This is a genomic window from Mucilaginibacter sp. P4_G9, from assembly GCF_056400985.1.
In genome coordinates, this window is the sequence record NZ_JBFUKF010000003.1 from 58,265 (window position 1) to 81,274 (window position 23,010).

Consider the following 23,010-nt stretch of genomic DNA (forward strand, 5'->3'; position numbering starts at 1 on the left):
TAGGTAGATTTAACTTTTAACTTCAAAATTGTAACTGCCGGATCCTATCCGGAAAATAGCCCGGCCGCCTTCTATTTTTACCAGTTTAATATCTTTTATGGCATCCGCTGCCCGCCCCGATTCGGTTACAGTTTTGCCGGTGCCTGCCGGTATGTATACTAAAGCTTTACTGTTAGGCGGTACTGTTATATGCCAGGTGAAATGACCTCTATTGTTTGTCCAGCTACTTTTAACCACACCATATGGCGTTTCATATGAAGCATTTACGCTGTTCAATTGACTTATTACCGGAGGTATCATCACCATTTCCTTAAAACCCGCGTTAACAGTTTTAATCCCGGCGAGGTCCTGGTAAAACCACGCCACCAAATCGCCAAGCAGCATAATATGGTTATGCGAATTCATGGCCGGGTTGGCGGTATCGCCGTTCCATAGCTCCCATATGGTGGTGGCGCCATGTTTTACCATATAGCCCCAGCTCGGGTAATCATCGTTGGAAGCGATGCGATAAGCCAGGTCAGGCCGTCCATATTCGGTAAGGCCGCGCATGAGCCATTGTGTACCTATAACCCCGGTGCTGATGTGTCCGTTTGCATCGTTTTCGATTTTATCAACTATGTTTTTAAAAACCGCTTTGTTATTTACTGCAGGGGTGATGCCAAAATACAAGGGCAGCAAATTGGCGGTAACAGTATTGTTAGCATAGCGAAAGCTTTTTTTATCGAGATATTTTTGGTTGAAAGCATTGCCTACCTTTAGCTCCAAGGCAGCAAAGGCCTGTGCATCGGCAGGTTTATTGAGCAGTTTGGCAAACTTTTGCATTAATCCCGACAGGTGATAATAATATGCTGTCGCGATAAGCTGCCCATCAGTATTGYGGGAAGAATCTTTAGAGTGGATCAATTCCGGCGATTCGGGTGGCACGCACCAGTCGCCGTATTTATCTTTGGTCACTATATAATCCTTCATGTATTTTAGGCGCATATAATCCATCCATTTTTTCATGGAGGCATAATGCTTTTCAATGGGCGCCTTATCGGCAAACTGGCGGTAAAGCATATCAGCAACCAGGATATAAGTACCTGGCCAGGTCATGTTGTCGCTGTAATAATTCCAATAGGCCGGGGCTACATCGGGTATAGCGCCATCCGGCTTTTGCGATTGGGCAATATCATCCAGCCATTTGGCGTACAGATTACCATTGGCAAATACAAAACTTTCGCCAAGAGAGCCTACTGCACGGTCGCCAAGCCAGGGCATCCGCTCGTTACGTTGCGGGCAGTCAACCGGCATACCTTTGTAATTGCTTAATATGCCCCAATAAGCGTTATGATAGATCTGGTTGATGAGCGGGTTGGATGTTTCAAAATACCCGGTTGTAGCCATGGCATCATAAACTACCTCTCCCTCAAAATCGGCCAATCCGGGCTCGCCAGGGTAGCCGCTGATCTCTACGTACCTGAACCCATGGTATACAAATGCCGGGCTCCAGCTTTCGTCTTCGCCACCTTTCAGGGTGTAAACATCCGTTACTTTGGCATCGCGCAGGTTGGCTACGTACAGTTCGCCATTGGGTTGTAGGGTTTCGGCATAGCGCAGGATTACTTTATCACCGCGTTTACCTTTTACATGCATTTTCACCCAGCCGGCAAAATTCTGCCCCATATCCAAAATCCAGGTGCCCGGTTTAAGCTGATTTACGCTGACAGGCTTTACAGTATCCATAACTTTAATGGGTTCATTTACCTGGGCCTCTACCCTGCCTCCCGGCGCTTCAACCAGTTCGGCCTTTAGCCATTTGCTGTCATCGAAGCCGGTGTTGTTCCAGCCGGGCATCTCTTTGGTGGCATCATATTCTTCGCCATCGTATTCGTTATTGGTGCGGATTGGGCCATCAGCAGTAAACTTCCAGCTGTTATCGCTCACAATTAATTGCCGGGTACCATCGGTATACTCTACCTCTAACTGTAGCAGCATTTTGGGGAAACCAAATTCCTTAATTTTTTTTGGTTTGTATTTGGGGCGCATGGTAAAAAACCTGCCATTGCCCAATACCGTTGCAACAGCGTTTGCACCTTTTTTTATTGCATTGGTAACATCAAAAGTATTGTACTTAACAGATTGGGTATAATCGGTAGGCGGCCCGGCAAGCACTTGATCGCTTATAATGTTACCATTTATATAAAGTTCATAATGACCTAAACCAATGATATATATGGTAGCTTTTTTTACACCAGGCTTTACATCAAACTGTTTATGGTAATAACGTGCCGACAGGCGGGAGAACTTAGAAACACTGTCCCAGGGGAAGCCGCCATCATGGCCTATCCAACGGGCTTTCCAGTCGGTAGTATTTAGCAAACCTTCGCTCCACATAGCGGGTTGGCTCCATTGGCTTTCGCCTTTATTGGTCCATACTTTGACTTTCCAGTAACAGGCTGTACGACTAATTAATGTGTTACCAGCATAATTAATCATGATGGATTCGCCCGAATTTACACGATGCGAATCCCAAAGATCGCCCAGGTTGGCGGCCAGTTTTGCAGGGGTTGATGCAACCAATACCCGGTAAGCTGTTTGATTAATATTACGACCCTCTCCTGTTATCTGCCAGCTTAACCTTGGATGGGTAGTTTCAATACCCAGCGGATTGTGCAGCATTTCGCAGCGCTGGTTTTGCGTGGCAATATTGGCCAGGCACTTATACGATGAGAGTATAAATATCAGCAGGGCTATATGTGCGCGTTTACTCATTTGCCCGAAAAATCAAAGTATAACGTTAACGGCAAAGCCATATCTATATCCTTGTAATAATCAAAGTATTTGTTGGGAAAGCCCTGTGCACCTAATTTATCGGGCTTTTGAGATTTGGTACCAATCGGACTGATGCCATGCATAAAGGATATATCTCCCGATGGGAACGCGGGCGCCGTGTTGTACACTTTTTTGGGGGTAGCCGGTGTAAACAGGCGCATAAATACATCGCGGTTATCGCAAACAATAGTGATTGGACCGGTATTGGCGTTTAGCCTCATCCAGTACAGGTTGGCGTAGTATCCCTTAAATTCTGGGTACTCAATTTTTGGCTCACCAGTTATGGTATTGTTATAATGTTTGTCCCAAACACCCAATGAGTTACCTTTCAGCCTGTTTTTCCAAACACGGTAAGGGCCGCTGCCCATGTATTGTACCCCTTTAACATCTTTTTCGGGATAAGAAAAGCTTACGCCCAACAGGTTACCTTCTTCACCAATGGGCCAGTATTTTACATCCAGCTTTACCCAGCCTGAGGGGTACATAGTCCATTTTAATTTTGCCATATTGGCTTTGGGTTCAAAAGCTGCTTCAACTATTACGGTATCGCCCTGGTAATGGTAGCTTAGCTTTTTAAAGCCTGTTTTTTCAGCACCTTCGGCCAATACGGGCCCGTTGTTAAATGGGATTTCGCCAAGGCTGTTACTTACCTTTTTCAATACACCCGAGTTACGGTTAAACTCCAGTAGGATGTTATTACCACTGGCCACTTTATAAACTGAATCGGTTTCGGTAACCGTTATTTTATGACTCTCAGTTTTTTGTATAATACGCCGAACAAAATCATGAGGCATTTTAATGGGGAAACTCCAGGTAAATAATTCTTTTTTGTGCGGATCAACGGCAGTTACGTATAATACCTCATAATACTGCCAGTTTTTAGGCAAATCAAATTGTAAATTGCCGTATTGGCCCGGTGCTACATTTGGTGAGGTTATCGGTCCGGTTTGCGAGGCGGCCTGCGGCTTGGGCTGCTGCCACGCATCGTTAAACTTAACCAGCTTATAACTAAATGTACACTGCTTTAAATTGGTATATAGATATCGGTTCTCCAGTCTCAGGTTACCATTAAATGCAGGGGTAATTTCCCGCGGCTCAAGGTGCACAGGGCACCAGATCTCCTTGATAGCGTAATAACTGCCTTCCTTTTCGTGATACGGCCCTACAATGCCATCCGCAGCGTGATCACCATCGGAGTCGAGCTCATTATTTTTATCGGTGCGCACCACATCTTCATCTGCAAAATCCCAGATAAACCCACCGGCCGAAAGCGGCGTATGGTACATCAATTCCCAAAAATCGTCCAGGCCTGCACCAGCACCGCCGTCGTAAAGGCCGTGCAAAAACTCGGTTGGGAAAGCCACATCGTGCCCATGTAAATTGGTGCCGGTGCCATAATCATAGTTGATATAATGCTGTGTGTTTGTGCCCCTGAACACAGCCCAGGGGTGGATGAGCGGCCGCTTCTGAATATCCAGGTCGTCAAAAAAATGATCGAGGTCAAAATTAAAGCCCCCCTCGTTGCCATTATCCCAAATAACTATTGATGGATGGTTTACATCCTTCGCTATCATTTCCTTCGCCAGCTTAGAACCCACTTCCGTATCATAATGCCCGTGCCAGCCGGTAAGCTCATCCAAAACAAAAAGACCCAATGAATCGCAGGCATCCAAAAAATGATCATCGGGCGGGTAATGCGACATGCGCACGGCATTCATGTTCATATCCTTCATCAGCATGATATCATCAACGCTTTGTTTTTTGTTCATTGCCCTGCCGGTTGTGGGCCAGAACGAGTGGCGGTTAACGCCTTTAAACTTGATTTTTACATTGTTCACATAAATACCATCGTGCAGCCTTAGCTCCACCGTGCGGAAACCAAACCGCTGCTTTACCGTATGCACCGTTTTACCGGCCTGGTTTAGGGTAAACATCACATTATACAGGTTAGGAAACTCGGGCGACCATAACAGCGGTGATGCGACCCTGGTGGTGAGATTCACCAGGGTATCGCCGGCATTTACATTCGTTTTGAAAACCCCACCAACTTTTTGTCCCTTAAGGCTATATACCTGCCCGGTTATTGTTCCAGCTTTAACTGATGATAACTTTATCGCGGCTGTTAGCTTGCCATCGGCTTTGGCGTCAATGGCATAATGCTTAATGTGAGCTTTGGGAAAAGCCTCCAGGAACACCGGCCTGAAAATGCCACCGAACACCCAAAAATCGCCTTTCCGTTCAGCCGCATTTACGGATGCATTGGCCGATTGCTTGGAAACGGTAACTTCAAGCAAGTTGGGTTTGCCATAATTAAGCAAGCTGCTGATATCATATTTAAAACGATAAAACGATCCCTGGTGAATGGCTCCTGTAGATCTGCCATTCAGTTTCACTTCGGTGTCGGTCATGGAGCCATCAAAAACTATATTGATGCTTTTACCCTGCCAGGCAGCCGGAACGTTAAACTCGTATTTATATAAACCTTTTTCCTTCCCTTTCAGGCTATCTTTTACAAGTCCGTAATTGTATTTTCCAAAGCCCTGTAATTCCCAGTTAGATGGAACGGGGATGGTTGTCCATTTGCCCGAATTGCGACCGTCGGTACAAAAAAACTGCCAGTTAACGGTATGATCGCTGCCCGTGCCCGATAAATATACCTTTTGTGTTTCCTGCGCGCGGGCAGTTATTCCGCTTAGCAGTAACAGGGCATAGGTATATATTTTAAAACAGGCAGATCTCATGGTAATCAGTTTGTAGTAGGTGTAAATTTTAGCGGATTATCCGTTCGGAATGGCGCGGCAGGTAATCCGTTCTTGTTATAGAAATTGGGCTGGGCCGATTCCGACCAGGCAAAACGTGCAGCTACAGGAGCATCTATCCCATCTGCCGAAATCTCAACTGTATTACCTTTGATGGCAGCAATAGCGGGTACAAATTTGCTATCCTTGCCGGCTACAGTGAAATCGGTAAGCGGTTTACCATCATGACTAATCAGTCCATTACCTGTATGTTTAAAACGCAGGATGATCTTATTACCGGTGATTTTCATGCTTTTATACATCGGTCCGCAGAAAACAAGCTTTTGCTGTCCGTAAGTATTGGCTAATGCCTGTAATTCCAGCCGGCGGCCAACCTCCCATTTAAATGGCGGGTGAATGTTTTTAAGATCATCGTTCAGATCTGTCGTGATGATCATACCTGTATGGAGGATCTGTAAAGCCATGGTTTGGGCTTCTCTTAATTCAGGTTCCGTAAACTCAGTATAAGACACCGCACCTTTGCTTTGAGAATAATAAAAGGGGGCTATCTGCACATAATAAAATGGCAGGCTTTTGTTGTTCCAGCTTTTACGCCAGTTATTGATGAGCGCTTCCATTTTATAGGTGTAACTAATGGTTTCACCCAGATAGCAGTTACTTTCACTCTGGTACCATAAAAAACCTTTAAGCGCAAACGGCGCCAGCGGCGCAATCATTTTGGTGTAGAATTTACCAGGATCACCCTCAATTTTAATGTTATTGGTTTTAAAATATGGGATAGCATCAAAAGCTTCCTGCGGCGCCCATGGCTCAATGCGGCTGCCGCTTACTGCCGATGAAATGATACCAACAGGCACTTTCAGATCATGATTAAGATTTTTGGCGAAGAAATATCCCACCGCCGAAAAAGCACGTAAAGCGGAATCCTCCGCGATACTCCAGCCAGAATGAGCGGAATCGGGTTTTTGCAGGTTTTTTTGGGAGACTAAAAAGAGCCTGATCTGTGGGTTATGCGCTCTATCCAGTTCATTAACCGGTGAATTTGCTGTACTGGTATCGGGCTTTTTAACCTTGCTATTCTTGCGCATCTCGTATTGCATGTTCGACTGGCCCGAACACAGCCACACCTCGCCTACCAGGATATCTGTAAGCTTTATAGTATTGGTGCCGGCGATGATTAACGTGGCCGGATTTGCCGAAGCAGGCATCGGTTTAAGCGTAACTATCCATTTACCGGTAGCATCCGCAATGGTTGTTTTGGTTTGACCGTTGAACTTAACTGTTACCTTTTCGCCTGCTTTGGCGGCACCCCAAATTGGGACGGGTTGATTGCGCTGCAATACCATGCCGTTACCTAATATTTTAGGCAAAACAACCTGGGCTATGCTGCCTGTAAAACAGAATAAGCTCATAATCAAACAGCAAAATATCGCCCTGCTACCCATTCCTAATAATTGCCTGTTTTAAATGATTTGATATAATAAACCGCGGATTTAGCAGATTCTCCTGCTTTTGGCAGGTCGTAGTTTTGATCCGTTGGTGTGTCTGTATCAGGGAAACGCCGTACCTCGCCTGTGCGGAAAACAACACGGTTCACGCTTAATACCGGGGCAAAAAACAAGGCGGTAAGTACATCCTTGCCGTTTACATTCATGGTATAAAAACGAGTGTTGGTGTTTAATTTCAGGATGATATGATAGGGTTTGCCTGCCTCATACTTCATGATATTTTTATCACGATATCCCGCCTTGGTCCTGAACTGCCCCGCCGAATCAAGTGTGAGCCTGATGGCGGCACTGCCCTTTTCATCCTGGAACTCTATATCAAGCATACCGGTATTATTTTGCCCTGGGATGATGGTAAAATCGGCCATTAACTTTTTAGATACAGGCACCACGCGTTCCGCTTTGGCATAATCAAAAGGGTCGCTATCCTTCAGGGTAAGGCTTTTTTCGCCATCCGGGGCTTTTTCAATAGTTACGGGAGCCCATTGGGGGCTGTAAGTATTCCACAGGTTCAGCTCTTTACCGACAGGTATCTCATTAAATACTTCATTGGCATGTGCACCGGCTATTTCGGTTAGGGGTACAGGCATTGATGATACCCAGATATCCTCCTTATTCATACTATAGGTTACCCACAGCTTACCATCGGGCGGCGTACCGTTGCCTTCTTCAATCCCGCGCACATATTGCGGCCCGTATGATTTATAAGCGCCACCATACCGCATTGCCGAAATTTCGCCGTTAACCAGCAACAGATTTTTATAGTTAAGCCCATCATCACTAACCGAAACAGCCAGCGGCCACCTGAATTCGGAAGGGTTATAAACAGTTGCATATTTACCATCGGATGTGCGCTGCCCCCAAATTTTGGCATTGCTGTTTACAAAGCGCGGCGCACGTGCGGCATTTGCAGGCCAGGTTTTACCATTATCGGTGCTGATGGCTGTTAGGGCGTACTTCCATAAGCCTACTACCCGGCCATCAGGCAGGTTATAAAAATTGAAAGCCTTATAATCTTTATGCAACGGTATTAAAGGATCTTTTTTATCGGTTTCTTCTACCCACTGCATCATCATTAAGGGGTTAGCCATCAGCTCATCACAGGCCTGTACAAAGCCTTTATCTTTACTGGTTTTATAAAATGGATAGCTTGTGTTTTTTTCGTTCCATTTAGGGTTGTAATGAATAAAGTAGATAGGTCCGTATTTTCCGTTTGGTAAAACCTCGCGCACCACCCGTCCAATCCCCTGCCCGTCATTAGGGTCGTCGTGCCCATCCAAACAAATACCGTAAAAGCCCAACACCAGCAAGCGTTTTGATTTGGCGGTATAAAAGCCCATACGCTGGTGCATTACCGAATACAGGTTATTTGCCACGCCCGGATGCCCTTCTTTTGTAGTACCATCTGGTATTTTATAGGGCGGAAAAACAAGGGTTGGTTTCGACCAGGTTTGCCCGTCGGCAGATGCGATCACCAATGTTTGACCGGGGGGCGCGCTCTCTCCTACCTTATCACTTAAATACTCAACATAAAAAGTATTGTTCCAATAAGCCAGCATGGGCGCATGGTTATAGGTAAAGCCAAAACCATCAGCCAGCTCGGGATGTTCCCGGTTGGCCCTCAAAATCTGCGTACTATGCACCCCTACTACCGGGGTTAACTGCCCATGATGGTAATCAACATTAACCAGGGTATTGCCGGTGTAGCGTACAGTATCCTGTGCCTGCGCGGTATAAGCAATTAATGTAAACAGTAATATATTGATGATCTTGTTCATGTTAGCTTCTGTCGTTTTTCAACTGTGCTTCTTTTAGCAGTAAATCCAGTTGTTTTTTGGTCACTTTAAAAATGGTGCCGTGTTTATGCCCTTCGGGTACCTTTACACTATCTGATACATCAGTAAAAGTCTTAAAATCGGTAGTGCGCATAGCGCCATATCTTTTTAACCGGTATGAGTCATAGTAAACAAGCCAGTTGTTACCCGCTTTGGTTAAAGATGGGCCTTCGCTGTACGTTTCGGTAAAGCGTTTGGTATAGCTGCTGTATGGCCCCAATGGGTTGTTACTAAATGCAACCAGGATATTGCGGTTGGGCCGGGTATTATCCTTCATTACCAGGATATAATCGTTTTTGGCCCGCTTTACAATTTCGGCATCAATTACACTAAAGCCCGGATCGAGGAATAGTTTGGTTGGCGTAAACGCTTTAAAATCCCTGGTTGTGGTATAATACAGGCGGTGGTTATTGTTCTCGTCCTCCTGCCCTTTAGGGAAACGTTTGGGCACTGTTGATGCCCATACGATAATAAACCGATCGGCTTCATCATCATAAAACAATTCGGGCGCCCAGGCATTAACAGCGGTCGGTTCGTATTCCATCACATCAATATGTTGCTGTGCCGACCAATGCACCAGGTCGGTTGAGCTGGCGTAGCCAATTCCATTATCATCCTTCCAGCCGGTTGTCCACACCAGGTGGTAAACACCATCCGGCCCCTGGGTAATGGATGGGTCGCGCATGATCTTCGCCTGGCCGGCATTCGGTTTTAAAAATATATGGTTAAGATCTGTCCAGTGCCAGGCATCGTAGCTGTATAAAAACCGGAGCCCTTCATTGGCAGGTTCATGAAACGAGGTGAACAGGTACACGCTTTTACCTGCCTTGCATGATGTCATCATAACAAAGGCAAATAACAACGCTACGTATTTAGCTAATCGGTTCATGTTTTATCTCAGGTTTATATAGCGTCAATGATCAGTACCCAATCATTGCCATTTGTTTTTTGGCCGGGAGGATTGAATTTAAGTGTTTTTACTTTGGTAAACGTGCCTATCGCTGTAACTTGTCCGTTACGCGGGTTAAACCACGAGGCTTTTATCTTTGATCCCGTTAGCTGCCTGGTATTCACATTAATTTCTCTGCCGGTGTAGGTATAAATAAATGCATAATTTTTACCACGGGTAGCTATAAGCCGGTTATATTTTTCGCCCTGGGGGCCCGCAATAAGCGACTGATCGGGCACCCTGTCGAAATATGACCGCGATAACATTAGTTTTTTTAAGTAGATCATTTGCCTGGCGCCGGGATCATTTATAGACTTGTACCAATATCCCTTTGAGCCATAAGCGCTGTTTTTATCTGTTGACTTGTGCATTTGCATTACGTCGTTATGGCCATAGGTATAACCGCAGCTACCTGCAAATACCGACCAGTAACCATATCGCCTTACGTCGGCATCCGTCCACCTTGGCAGTTTGAGATCATGCAATCCATAGGGAATTTTCTCATAGGATGGTTCGGCATCAAGTGTAGGTTTTATGGGCGTTTTGGCATAGTCAACCTGCACATATTTCCAGTTATCCTCGCCATACTTTAAGTCTTTTTTTGAGGTATCCTGGGCATAAGTACGATGACCCGACTGGAAGCAATTAAAACTTAACCAGGGCTGCTCATGAAACCATGTAGATGATTGTGTACGCCCGCGGGGGTGATACGTAATGAGGTGTGCTGTATCAAGGTCGTGCAGCGTATTTCCAATGGCATTCCATGTTTTCAGTGAGTCGGTACCGGCTATATCCCCACCGTTCATCCAGATGATGTTTGAACGATCGCGGTATCTTTTGGCTAAAAATTCAGCATAAATTTGGGCTTTAGCTGCGCCGATATGATCTTCTTTTACTATCGATCCCCATACAGGCACCAAAGCAATGTAAAGTCCTTTTTCGGCAGCTTTGCTGATTATCCAATCAATGTGATCCCAATAATCGTATTCATCCCCTTTGCCAAAGGTATTGCCGGGAGTTACTTTAGGCTGAGCGATATTTTGATTACTTAAGGCCGAGTCGCCATATGCGTTTGTTTCTTTGATGCTATGTACCACCATAACCTGTATCACGTTAAAGCCTTGCTTGCTCCGGGTATCCAGGTATTGTTCGGCCTCTTCCCTGTTCATCTTCGAAAACAGGAGCCAGCCGGTATCGCCCAGCCAAAAAAAAGGTTTGCCGCCTGCTGTAAAGTACCGGTGGTTTGCAGCTATTTTTAAAGCCGGCATAGCCGTTTCATTGCTTTTGAACGAGAAAAGCAAACAAGAGAGGATACCTATTAAAACAATCTTTTTAAACATAATTATTTTTTACTCATCAGCCATAAAATGGCAGTCCCGACGTTCGGGCTCTTTATTTCGGTACCATTACCTCCTTTTACCTGTTGGTCGCCGGGCAAAATTTGGCCGGTTTGGGGATCTATCCATTGCGCTTTATAACTGGTATTGGCGGCCAGATCCAAACGAACGGCCTTATCAGCACGATTATAAACAATGTACCCTTTGGCCGAACTTAATGCCCATTGATCTTTTGGCGCGCCGGGCATTTCAACAGGCTTCATGCTGCTTGCCGCAGTTAAAAACTGCTTATCTGTACCGGCCGGTAGTACCGGCAATGAGCCACCGGCTATAAATACGGCCCAGCCAAAACGGTCATAGCCATCGGCGGAAAACAGCACAGCCTTACCGGGGTATTTGGTGCGATATTCATGCACCGCGCGGTAAACCTGCTCAAAAGATGTTGCTTTGGGTTTTAAAATACGTGCCTGCTGGCGTGGCGCAAGGCTTTGGCCGCCGATAGGTTCATATGCAGCGCCATTGGCCTGGTAATACCAGTAACGAATGTCGATCACATTGATAACAGATGCTTTTGAAGGATCGGACAGGATAGCGTCCTGCACATCTTTTGTGGCGCTAAGGCCAATAATTTCTTTCTTTTTATGAGTAGCTTCCCATTGTTTAATGGTTTCTACCCAAAATTGCATAAAATGAAGCGGGCCGGTGAATTCTTCCCCCATAAATTGAATTACACCGTTATTGCCCGCAAAATTATCCATGCATTTATTAATATAAGCCTGGTGAAGTTTACGCCTCATAGGGTTAGTTTCATCATAAAACTGCTCGGCCATAAACTGGCGCTTATCCCCTGCATAAGGTACCGGTTCGGGGAAGCCACTACCGTTGATGTTGTTGGCGGTACGCCACGGAAAATCGGTATAGTGCGCGCCTGCCTCGATAATGTTATGCTGAAAATAGTTTTGGTGCACCAGTACCAGCCCCTTCTGATCGGCCAGGTCGGCAAACTGTTTTAAACGGCTCCAGTACCAGGTGTTGTATTTGGTGAGATCGTATTTGCTTAAGCCATCGTAGGCTAACTCTTTACCGCTGCGGGCAAAAGGCAGTTCATAAAATGGCGCCCAAACGTCGCCATCCATCCGGCGGATGCGTTCATGATCATCCCGGCGGCGATCATACCATAAACCGTAATTATGCTCAAAGGCTACAATGTTATCTTTAAGCATCCTGTTGCTCACCTCGTCCAGGTCATCAGTAAGCCCGGTTCCGGTTTGGCCGGGTACCCAGCGGATAATGGCGGGTTTGGCCTCTTTTTCGGTATAATCAGGGTGAACAGTGCCGCTCCACCAGGGAGTTTGCGCATGTTTGCCGGCAAGCACAGTATTGCCGCGTACCAGCCAGCCATTTTCAACACTCATTTTTGGAGCTGAAGCAATAGTGCCGGTTGGCTTATATCCTATTTGGTCGATTGTTTTTACACCTGCGGATGAAATGTTTATCGAATTTCTTTGGGGGGACTGGTTTATCCAGTCGCTTATGGTTATTGCCGGTTTCCTGGCGGCGGCCATTAACGCGGCAGCCTGCTCAACAGTCGGGCTGCTCGACGGCTCTGTTGCAGCATATAAAATATCCGCTTGTTTACTTACATCTTTATTTAATCGGTTTGCCAACTGCGCATAATAAAAGCTGCGCGGGTTGATGGTGCTATTGGATTCTTCCCAATAGCCGTCGCCGGCAAATTGTGCCCAGGTGCCAAAAGCCCAATTTTGCGCTGTTGGCGGCTGGTAACAATCCACACGGGCAGCGGTACAGTTCCAGAACAAGCTGTTGGCTGCACTCCATCCCGCTCCCTGCCCATCCTGTCCACGGTTCATATAACTTAGTGCCTGCGCGTCAATATTTACTACATCAAACAAAATACCTGATGCCCAGCTATCAATTGACCCGCTAAAACTGTAAGGCTGAATTGACATACATTGTACAAAGGCATTTGGACCGGGGGCGCAATATCCCGTAGCGAAATCATGATACCCCTGTTCTGAATATAAACGTTGGAACAGGGTTTGCCCGCCCATGGTTAAAAAGGTATTACGGCGTTGCCCCCCTATTTCTGATACCGGGGCAAGTGATCTGCAATCTTCAACGGTAATACGGTTACCTGTTGGTGCAATAAACACCGCCGAACCCGCAAAATGCTCAAAGGTAACCTGGCGCACCCAGGCATCGGTAATATTTTCCATGGTGATGGCCATCCAGCGGTGCGCTTCGTCCTTTGGGTTTGATGCATCGTAAACCGACCGCAGTTTTAAATTTTCGATACCCACCTGTGCTATTCTGCCCGGCCATTTATAGGTTGCTATAAGGCCGCCGCCATAGGCAGTATCTAAAGCAGTGGTAAGCGGTGCATCAAGGGTAATAGTGTTGCCATCAACGGCAATTATCTTTCGGTCCCAGTAAATATCGCGTTCGCCGGGTTTCCAGGCTAATGCGGTAAGGCCGCCGCCAAAATGATCTGTTTTGATGGTATTGATCCAGGCCTGGGTGCTTGGCCTGTGCACCCTAACCATATCACCGGTTTTAATATCAGCGCCTGCAGCAATGTGTAATGTATTAGCATTCACAGGCATATAAGCATCTGTAATTTTAATCTCCTTTTCAGTTTGCCTGTCGTTTTTACCCGAAACATGGATAAAAGTCTCCCTGTCTGTTCCGGCGGCCAATAATATGGTTCCGTTTGACCCCATGCCACTTCCGCGCAATATAACACCCGTGGCATTTATTTTAAGGCTGCCATTAAGCTCGTATATCCCCTTATTCAGCAATACAGCGCCGCGAATACCATCCTTACCGGCGGGCAATCCCGCCACATAATCCAACGCGGCCTGGATCCTCAAAGTGGCATCTCCCGGCTTTAATGGAACTATAACCCGCACCGGAGCAACAGGAATTAACTGTTCTGACGTCATATACCCGCAATAAGAGTAATCAGGAATGCGGTCGCCATTGGCGGCAACGGCATAAGTCAGCTTCCCGTTTTTATCAGCAGCAACAGGCGACTGTGGTTTATCCTGCTTCTTTTTTTGAGCAAACAAAGGAGCATGCAAAAGCATGCTCCCCACCAACATATAAATAAACCTATTGAACCCAAATCCTGACATTAGTACTGTTATAATTATTTCAATGTAGCTAACTTCTTTTCGCCTTTCATCGCTACGGCATTTAAATATACTTCGATATTGGTATAGCCGCCGCCATTTTTAGCAGGCAGGGCCGAATCATTACCATCTTTAGGATTTAAGCCATGTTTTCTTTCCCAATCATCAGACAAGCCATCATTATCCGAATCTTTGAAAGGAGTACCTTTATAATCAGGATATCCGCCTACCTGCCATGGTGCAGTGATGATACCCAGCTTGTATGAGTCTTTAGGTAATTTACGAACCTTAAACTGGTATGCAGTATCGGTTTCCATCTCCTTATAAACAATTTTTCCGGTACGCGCCTGCTCGGTAATACGTACATCAACCGCGTCGCGTTTTGGTAGTGTTGCACCTGCATTGGCAATAACAAATTTGTAAGCATCCGTAGCCGACATAATGGTTAAGGGTGGCATAGGGAATGGCGTGTTTGAGCGCATGTAATCTGTGTACTCGCCTGCATCAGGCAATTCTTTGCCCCCGGCTCCCTCAACCTGGATACCGCCTTTCCACGGGTCTTTGGTAATTTCGGGATATCCTTCCATAATATTACCAACGGCGTATACACGACCAAAAAACTTTTCTTTCAATTTGCTCCGGCCCGATTCAGGTTTCAGGATCCTGTGGCCCACAGGCTCATTTTTTGGCGTTACCGGACCAGGTTTGAAATAATTATTGATCACATTATAGTTTGTTGTATAATCGCCGCCATCCATCGAGCGGTGGTGCCAGTTAAATACCACGTTGTTTACAAAATTGTAAACACCATTCCAGCCTACTGATGGGTTACGACCGGTATTATCGGCCCAAAGGTTACGAATCAGCAAACTGTTTTCGCCGCCTGTGGTGCTGCCGAAAGCATGGTTCCAATAATCAAGCGATTCGGAATAGATACAATTTTGGATGGTGATATTAACCGTTCCAAGCTTCTCCTCCTTTGAACCGTCGCCCGGATCAAACATGTGCCTGTACATCGAAAAATTCTCATCTAAACCCCAGCTTGCCGATACGTGATCAACAATGATATTCCCAACCGGGTTACCACCCAGGGCATCGTCTCTGCGGCCAACATTTGTTTCGCCGCGGCGGAAACGCATATACCGGATAATTACATCATGCGTATTTACCCAGAATGATTCGCCGGCAATACAAACACCGTCGCCCGGTGCAGTTTGCCCTTCAATGGTGATGTATGGCGCCCTCACTATAATGGGCGTTTTTATACGGATAATACCTGCAACATTAAATACTACTATGCGTGCGCCGCCTTTTTCGCAGGCGTCACGTAAGGTACCCGGACCGCTATCAGCAAGGCTTGTTACTACATATACCTTACCGCCACGGCCGCCAAAAGTAAATTTACCACCGCCCTCGGCACCGGGGAAAGCCGCCAGCTTTGCCTGCGGCAGATCTGATGGTCTGCCTGCCCAGGGCACATACACTTTACCGCGCCTTTGATCAGCCTTAATTATAGGAAGCGCAACCTGCCATGCAGAATCTGAACGGCGGGTAGCCTCTTTCATCAATGCTTCACTCTCATCTTTTACTTTTTGGGGTACCTCCGGATATTGCGCAAAAGCCGGTTTAACAAATCCCAATGCTGCTGCTATTATAAATATAGCTGTGTGCTTTTTCATATGTAAGTAGATATTATTCCTTTAGTTTATACGGTAACAGCAATGCTGTCACTTTATGTTTAATTATAATAATGGGTCGAATGTTCCGCCCCATCCAACATTTTGCTGCAGTTTAGGATTATTGGTAATTGATGAAGTTGGAATACCAAAGAAATAGTATTCATCTTTCCAGGCAATGGTGTAGCCATTATCAAGATTTTTTTTGTTAAGCGTAAAGTATTGATATGCCTGATCGGCGGTTAAACCATCCCTGCCTGCAAACGGCGAAACACTAAGACTTGTAGGCGCAGTTGCCGAATTAACGTTCCATTGAATCCCGGTTCGTGTTTTGCCATTTAATGCATTGGCAAACAGCTTCCTCCTGCGTAGATCCCAGAAACGCTTACCTTCAAATGCAAATTCTATCTGGCGCTCAAACATAATGGCATTAATCATTTCAACCTGGCCCATACCTGTTTTTAAGCCATACAAGTTATCTGCTCCGGCCTCTACTCCGGCCCTTTTACGTATTTGCACCAAAAGGTCATAAGCTTCTGAAATCCTATTGGTAGCAGCTGCGCATTCGGCCTGGTTTAACAGTACTTCTGCGTAGCGGATCTCCATCCAATCTGTACCTTCATACTGCACGTTACTTTGCAGCGTTGCGGGATCAATAGCTTTACGGCAATAAAAACCGGTTGATGATGCCTTTGGTTCCACTGTACTAAAATTAGTTGGCTTGCTAAGACTGGGATTGTAATAATATGTCCATAACCTGTAATTCAAATTATTGATGATATACCATGTACATCCGTTGTAGGCTATAGTTTTATCAAAGCGGGGATCCCGGTTTTGGTAGTAAGTTTGATCGCTGTAAGTGTATTTTGATTCAGCGGGCAGCTTACCATCTTTCATCGGGTATGCTTTTACCATTTCCCAGGTGGGCTGGTTACTGCCGCCGCCGGTACCTAAATATGATGGTCTTGTAGAATTATCGTAGCCATTGCTTTTTTTGGTGTCGGTAGTGAAGTTATTATACCCCGTAACCATAACCGCCTCCGGGTTGTTAACTTCGGTAAACCACATATTTTCATACGATGAGTTTAAGCCAAAACCACCCGCCTGCAGTAATGTTATAGCCTGGGTATTTGCGGCATAAGCGGCCTCCCATCTTTCGGGCAGGCTTGCCGGGTTGTTTTGATCGCTGGCTCCGGCGGTTACAAACTGCGGGCTTGCCCATGTTAATAATACGCGGCCCTTGAAAGCTGCAGCTGCACCCGCTGTTATGCGCCCCCAGTCCGAACCGTTCCACTTTGCAGGTAAATATTTAATGCAGCTATCCAGGTCGGCGCTTATCTGTTTAATACAGTCCGACGTTTTATTACGCGGCAGTAAGGCAGCATCTTTTGCTTCCTGGCCAACAGCCTGCAATGGGGTTAATACCAATGGCACACCGCCATATAAACGTACCAGATCGAAATAACGGAAAGCGCGTAAAAATAAAGCCTGCGCAACCAACCTGTTTTTAGTGCCTAATGGCAGCGTTCCGGCGTTTACATCCCTGATAAAGGTGTTGATAAAACGGATCTTACCATAATTATTGGTTATGTTAACAGATGTTGCAATATCGCCAACATCTTCGGCGGTTAATGTTCCCCTGAAAAATTTGGTATCTGAATAAGATTCCTCTGATAACGAATTTGGGTTGCTTATTGCACCGCCGGTAACACCAGCCCAATCGGGCAGGTTTGAATTGTATATGTAATTAAGGTTTAATACCGCCAAAGTTGAATCATTGAAGATCTGGTTTGCCACAGCATTGCCCTGGTCAACATTGTTAAGTACTTTTTTGCAACTTGTAATTACCGTTGCTAAACATATCACCGGTAATAATATTTTATGAATTTTCATTTGCTTTAATAATTAAAAACCAACATTTAAACCAAAAGATACCGTTTTGAGCGTGGGGTAGACATTGTATGAAGTGGCGTTATCCCTATAGGTGAAGGGGTTATAAAAATTAAACGGATTGGTTGCCACCGCGAATGCTTTTATGCTTCCTATGCCCATCTTTTTTGTAAGTGATGAAGGGAACGTGTATGACAGGTTTATATTAGTTATTTTAAATGTGTACGAACTCCTAAACCAAAATGAAGATGTTAAAGTATATGAATCTGCGTAATAAGGCGCAGGATACGCCGCGTTTGTATTGGTAGGAGTCCAGTGGTCTGACCAAAACTCCGGCCGGTTATCGGTAGCTTTTGATAAGGCTCTTGCATCGCCTTCAACCAGGCTTTGACCGCCAAACGACATACCCATAGTTACATTAAGACTTATGCCTTTATAGCCACCACCAAAATTCAGCCCCAGGCCGTAGTGGTTGCTTGACTTATTGGTTAGGTAGTCCTGGTCTTCTTCGCCTATTTTACCATTAGGAGCAGTGTACTGGCCAGTGGCATCTTTAGGACCACGTACATCCTGATAGTACAACATCCCCGGGGCCGGCACCAGGCCGTTGATCCGTACAGCATCCGGCGAAATACCAGCTGCAGCAGCCATTTGTGCTTTTACAGCATCAGCCTGTTCCTGTGTCCTGATCATACCCTGGTAATGGTAACCAAATACACCTTTATCACTCGGACGCCCGGTTGCATCAAGGTAAGTACCCACATTGCCAAGCGGCTGGTCAACTCTCAGGTTTTTATCATCAAACCATGATAAAAACGGGCTAAAGCTGTAACTAAAATCTTTTCCTATCCTGTCTTTCCAGCTCAATGAAATTTCATAACCAAATGTGTTAACCGATGCAAAGTTTTCTGTAGGCGGCGCAGCACCAATCAGTACCGAAACTGACGATGTTAAAGCCGATAACATGTTATACCTGTGCGAATAATATCCATCAGCAGTTAATGATAAGCGGTTTTCTAAAAACTGCGCATCAATACCAAAATTGGTGCTTAGGTTGCTATCCCAGGTTGTATTGGCATTGGCAATTACAATATTTGGCGCATAGGTTAAACCCCTGTCGTTATTTCCGCCAAATACGGCACCTTTGCCTGTTTCTAATTTATAATTCTCCTGGTACAGGAAAGGTTTTGAACTATCGTTACCTAATAAACCAACAGATCCCCTGATTTTAAAGAAATTAACAAACCTGATATTATTTTTAAAGAATCCTTCTTCCGACATTACCCAGCCTAATGAACCGGATGGAAAATATCCCCATTGATGGCCGGGCGCAAAGTTGTTGTTGGCATCGGCACGGATGGAAAGTTCAACCAGGTATTTATCAGCGTAGGCGTAATTTACACGGCCGGCATAAGCCAGGCGGCCAAACTGCAGCACCCTGCCATTTGCCTGATCGGTGCTTTGGGCGCCGGTTGCAAACTGCATATTATCAAAACCGCCTACGAGGGTACCTTCGCGATAGGCCTGCAAGCTTTCGCCCGAATCGTGCTTTTGCTCAAATAAAGCAATGGCCGATAAATCATGTTTGCCAAAGCGGGCAGCGTAAGTTAAATTACCATTTACCTGGTACACATTGGTAATACCGGGGGTAAAACGTACGATATCACCATTTTTGGCCGAAATTACACTTTGAACATCGCCACCTACTATATGCTTATTTTCGCCCAGGTTGGTGAATGAGTACATGTTATACCTGGTACCGTATTGTTTGCTAAAATCGTTGTTGATATTGCGATTGTAGCTTACGTTAGCTTTCAGGCCTTTTATAAAAGGAATTTCATATTCGGCATTGGCCAAAACATTTAACATGGTTGTGTTTTGAGATGTGTAGTTATTTAACTTTTGTATCTCAAAAAAATTCGCACCCTGAAACGATCCTGTATTTGATGCCTGCAGCACCGGTAAGCCGTTATAATACATCGGCTGAAACTGCGGAATTGACAGCAAGGATTTAAAATCGTTGTCCAGGCTTTCTGACCCCTGTTTAAAATAATATCTTTTGCTGTAATAGGTGTCGCCGCTAATTGATAAACCAACTTTTAAGCCACTTGCAACTTTAGCATCAGCACTGGCCCTGAATGTGAATTTGTTGGTGCTGGCCCCTTTAAAGTTTGAATTTTGTTGCGTGTAAGTACCGCCTGCAAAATAAGTTGCCTTATCATTACCTCCGCTAACTGTTAAAGCATGGCGCATAATGTATGATGATTGCCAGGCTTCTCTTAAATGATCCGAACTGTTATTGGCAAAATAGTCTAATTCATCCGGGCTGTAGTAAGCGGCATCTTTTGTTGTACCGGTTCCTATAACACCTGTTGGCGATAAGGTATAGTTGTTTTTGGTTTGCTCATAATCATTAAGATAGGTTGCCTGCTGTAAACCGGTCATCATATGCGGCAGTTCAACTGCATCAGATATACCGTACGATCCGCTGTAGGTTACCTTAGGGGCACCCACCTGGCCACGTTTTGTTTTAACAATAACAACACCGTTTGCACCCAAAATCCCATATATTGCTGCGGCGGCATCCTTTAATATCGAAATGCTTTCAACCTCGCTTGCATCAAGCAGGTTAAAATCATTAAGTGTTCTTTGATTGTCGTCTATGATAAATAAAGGATCGGTTTTACCATCTTTTGCAAAAAACACAGGATTACGAATCTGTATTGTAGCGTTTTCGCCTGGCCTGGCAGTGCCGCCGCTTACAGAAACATTGGGCAGCTGCCCCCGCAAGGCTGCAGCCAGGTTGGTTGTTGGTATATCCTGTATATTTTTCATTTCCACGCTTGCAATTGCACCCGTAAGATGAGTTTTCTTTTGTGTACCATAACCCACTACAACCACTTCGTCGAGGCTGCTTTGTGATGGAACCAGTTTAAAATCGGCATTCATTTCGCCCTCCCTCAAGGCTTTTTCCTGGTAGTTGTAGCCAATAAATTTTGCACCGATCACAACCGTTTGCAAATTTGTGGCCTTAATGGAATACTTGCCATCGGTGCCAGTTACACTGCCTGCGGTGCTTCCCTTTACCGTAATGGTAGCGCCAGGCAATGGCAGACCTTTTTCGTCGGTCACCAGGCCCGTTATAGTCCGGTTCTGGGCCTTTAGCGCACTGCTAATCAGGAGCAGTGCAAAAAATAAGTAAAAAACTCTTCTCATAAAGGTTTAATTTAGTTTCATGATTTAATTAATTGGTATAGTTTACTTCCCGGGTAATACTTCTCACGTTATCGGCCCGGTGCTTGGTTTAAATTATTGTTTGGCTGCTGCCCTTTCCTTAATTCTTTGCTGCCATTCCTCGCCTGCTTTTTTCATATCATAGCCTTGTGCCGACAGGTAGTTATTGATGCGGCCTTTAAATTTTCCAAACCAGGCATGCTTTTTTTCCGACGATTCGGCATCTATCGCGTTTTCGCGTGCCTCTAACAGCCATCCTTTAATTTTATCCTTTTGCAGAGTGGTGAGCGTAGGCAATTCATCCAGGTAAGCAGTGTAAGTTATAGGGTATACCCTGTAGGTCATGCCATCCTTAACTTTATCAACCTGGTCGGGGTTTAGTTCCCTGCCTAATTTTGAAATATACTTTGTATGCTGTGCTTTCAGTTGCCTGGTAACGTTACTGTCCACCTCGGCTATTTTAGCTTTAGCCGTCGCTTTATCATCACCGGCCTGTTCCTTTATTTGCTTGCTTTGGGCGTTGCGTGTATTATATATATCATTAAGTGCATGATACTGATCTGCGATAATATCACGAACTTTTTTATACTTTACCGAATCGGTAATATTTAACACATCAACAATTTTACCGGAGCGCTGTGTAATTACCTGCGTATAATTATCGTTGTTGGTATTTACCGAAGGGGCCTGGGCAAATGTGCTTATACACCCTGCGAAGAGGAGCGCCAGCAGTATTAAACATTTCTTCATTCTCATAATCTTAACTTTAAGGTAAGTTATATTTATATATTTTAATAAAATTACAACAATCTGTAAATCAATAAATTAACTTTATATTGTAGTTTTTATCACAATTTATTTGCACATATCACAATTAAACTGACACATAATAATCATCAATACTTTAACTTAAAAAACAATATTGATATTTAACTATGTTGGTTTATATAATTGGTAACGGCACCTGGTATTACAGGATGCTTTAACAAATATCAAATATTAGGTAGTGCCATTTCTACCTGTATTTATCAATTTATTGTACGATCCTATCATAACACTGTTTTTCCTATATATCCTGGTTCTGTCAAAAGAATGTTACCTTTTTATAATCAATGTTTGCTTAAATATTTATAATTTTAAAAATTGTAAGCCAATTAGCAAGCAGTGTTTAAACTGCTAATTTTATTAACAGTTTATTGATTTTTTAAAAATGAAGCCTCATTTCCTTAAGGTTGCTGTAAAACCACAGAACTCTTTTAGCATCAGGCACGATATTTTACCAACCTTTAGGGGCATATGGCATTATCATCCCGAACTGGAGCTTCACTATGTAATTAAGGGCGAAGGTGTGCGCTTTATTGGTGATAATATCAGCAATTTTTCGCCCGGCGAAATAACTTTACTTGGCGAAGCGCTGCCGCATTGCTGGCGCTGCAAGGATGAATACTTTTTGCCGGATTCGGGCCTGAATGTGGAAGTGATAGTTATTCATTTTTTGCCGGATTGCCTGGGCAAATACCTGTTGAACTTACCCGAAGCTTATATGCTGCCAAAACTTTTTGAAAAGGCCAAAAGCGGTATGGTTATTAAGGGCGAGGCAAAAACAAAATTGGCTAATTTGATGTGGCAGGCGGTAAATGCAACCAATCTCGACAGGATAATAGTTCTGCTGTCTATTTTAAAAATACTGACAGAAAACGACGACTTTGAGCCGATCATATTATCGCATAACGAGTTTCATCAGTCGAACGAATCGGATACCATTCGCCTTAATAAGGTTTGCTCCTATACCCTGGCTAATTATAAAACCGAAATAAGTCTTGAAAAGATAGCAGCCATTGGCAACCTCAGTGTTACCT

12 protein-coding genes are annotated in these 23,010 nt (G+C 44.8%); 1 reads left to right on the forward strand and 11 read right to left on the reverse strand.

Going from position 1 to position 23,010, the window contains the following annotated elements; translation table 11 throughout:
• Positions 1–9: 9 nt before the first annotated feature.
• From AC1DPZ_RS00965 to AC1DPZ_RS01015, 11 genes are all read right to left on the reverse strand, one after another.
• A complete protein-coding gene (locus AC1DPZ_RS00965; RefSeq protein WP_477400606.1) occupies positions 10–2,754 on the reverse strand; it encodes a glycoside hydrolase family 78 protein in 2,745 nt (914 codons plus the stop codon).
• Positions 2,751–5,555 carry a glycoside hydrolase family 2 protein gene (locus tag AC1DPZ_RS00970; RefSeq protein ID WP_477400608.1) on the reverse strand — a complete coding sequence of 935 codons (2,805 nt, stop codon included), beginning with the start codon at positions 5,553–5,555 and terminating at the stop codon, positions 2,751–2,753. The genes AC1DPZ_RS00965 and AC1DPZ_RS00970 overlap by 4 nt, the downstream gene beginning before the upstream one ends.
• A gap of 5 nt (positions 5,556–5,560) precedes the next feature.
• A complete protein-coding gene (locus AC1DPZ_RS00975; RefSeq protein WP_477400609.1) occupies positions 5,561–6,985 on the reverse strand; it encodes a sialate O-acetylesterase in 1,425 nt (474 codons plus the stop codon).
• Between the two features lie 35 nt (positions 6,986–7,020).
• Positions 7,021–8,856: a six-hairpin glycosidase gene (locus AC1DPZ_RS00980; protein WP_477400611.1), complete on the reverse strand. Its 1,836-nt coding sequence runs from the start codon at positions 8,854–8,856 to the stop codon at positions 7,021–7,023.
• Position 8,857: 1 nt separating this feature from the next.
• Positions 8,858–9,802 (reverse strand): glycoside hydrolase family 43 protein, encoded by a 945-nt coding sequence (locus AC1DPZ_RS00985; protein WP_477400613.1) that lies wholly within the window; start codon positions 9,800–9,802, stop codon positions 8,858–8,860.
• A 14-nt stretch (positions 9,803–9,816) separates the two neighbouring features.
• Entirely contained in the window at positions 9,817–11,202 is a 1,386-nt protein-coding gene (locus AC1DPZ_RS00990) for a glycoside hydrolase family 140 protein (RefSeq protein ID WP_477400614.1), read from the reverse strand.
• 2 nt (positions 11,203–11,204) lie between these two features.
• On the reverse strand, positions 11,205–14,306 hold the full coding sequence (locus tag AC1DPZ_RS00995) for a DUF6298 domain-containing protein (protein WP_477400616.1): 3,102 nt from the start codon (positions 14,304–14,306) through the stop codon (positions 11,205–11,207).
• A 62-nt stretch (positions 14,307–14,368) separates the two neighbouring features.
• Positions 14,369–16,030, reverse strand: a complete 1,662-nt coding sequence (locus AC1DPZ_RS01000) for a polysaccharide lyase (RefSeq protein WP_477400617.1) — start codon at positions 16,028–16,030, stop codon at positions 14,369–14,371.
• Between the two features lie 63 nt (positions 16,031–16,093).
• A complete protein-coding gene (locus tag AC1DPZ_RS01005) occupies positions 16,094–17,920 on the reverse strand; it encodes a RagB/SusD family nutrient uptake outer membrane protein (RefSeq protein WP_477400618.1) in 1,827 nt (608 codons plus the stop codon).
• A 12-nt stretch (positions 17,921–17,932) separates the two neighbouring features.
• Positions 17,933–21,133 carry a SusC/RagA family TonB-linked outer membrane protein gene (locus AC1DPZ_RS01010; RefSeq protein ID WP_477400619.1) on the reverse strand — a complete coding sequence of 1,067 codons (3,201 nt, stop codon included), beginning with the start codon at positions 21,131–21,133 and terminating at the stop codon, positions 17,933–17,935.
• A gap of 93 nt (positions 21,134–21,226) precedes the next feature.
• Positions 21,227–21,901, reverse strand: coding sequence for a DUF3826 domain-containing protein (locus AC1DPZ_RS01015; protein WP_477400620.1), 675 nt, complete (start codon positions 21,899–21,901; stop codon positions 21,227–21,229).
• Positions 21,902–22,361: 460 nt separating this feature from the next.
• Here AC1DPZ_RS01015 and AC1DPZ_RS01020 point away from each other — a divergent pair.
• Positions 22,362–23,010: cupin domain-containing protein (locus AC1DPZ_RS01020; RefSeq protein WP_477400622.1), on the forward strand; the 649-nt coding region annotated here is incomplete at its 3' end.

Excerpts from the sequence above, each read along its gene's own strand:
- AC1DPZ_RS00970 (WP_477400608.1), bottom strand. The coding sequence starts at position 5,555 with ATGAGATCTGCCTGTTTTAAAATATATACCTATGCCCTGTTACTGCTA.
- AC1DPZ_RS00975 (WP_477400609.1), bottom strand. The coding sequence starts at position 6,985 with ATGAGCTTATTCTGTTTTACAGGCAGCATAGCCCAGGTTGTTTTGCCT.
- AC1DPZ_RS00980 (WP_477400611.1), bottom strand. The coding sequence starts at position 8,856 with ATGAACAAGATCATCAATATATTACTGTTTACATTAATTGCTTATACC.
- AC1DPZ_RS00985 (WP_477400613.1), bottom strand. The coding sequence starts at position 9,802 with ATGAACCGATTAGCTAAATACGTAGCGTTGTTATTTGCCTTTGTTATG.
- AC1DPZ_RS00990 (WP_477400614.1), bottom strand. The coding sequence starts at position 11,202 with ATGTTTAAAAAGATTGTTTTAATAGGTATCCTCTCTTGTTTGCTTTTC.
- AC1DPZ_RS00995 (WP_477400616.1), bottom strand. The coding sequence starts at position 14,306 with ATGCTTTTGCATGCTCCTTTGTTTGCTCAAAAAAAGAAGCAGGATAAA.
- AC1DPZ_RS01000 (WP_477400617.1), bottom strand. The coding sequence starts at position 16,030 with ATGAAAAAGCACACAGCTATATTTATAATAGCAGCAGCATTGGGATTT.
- AC1DPZ_RS01005 (WP_477400618.1), bottom strand. The coding sequence starts at position 17,920 with ATGAAAATTCATAAAATATTATTACCGGTGATATGTTTAGCAACGGTA.
- AC1DPZ_RS01010 (WP_477400619.1), bottom strand. The coding sequence starts at position 21,133 with ATGAGAAGAGTTTTTTACTTATTTTTTGCACTGCTCCTGATTAGCAGT.
- AC1DPZ_RS01015 (WP_477400620.1), bottom strand. The coding sequence starts at position 21,901 with ATGAAGAAATGTTTAATACTGCTGGCGCTCCTCTTCGCAGGGTGTATA.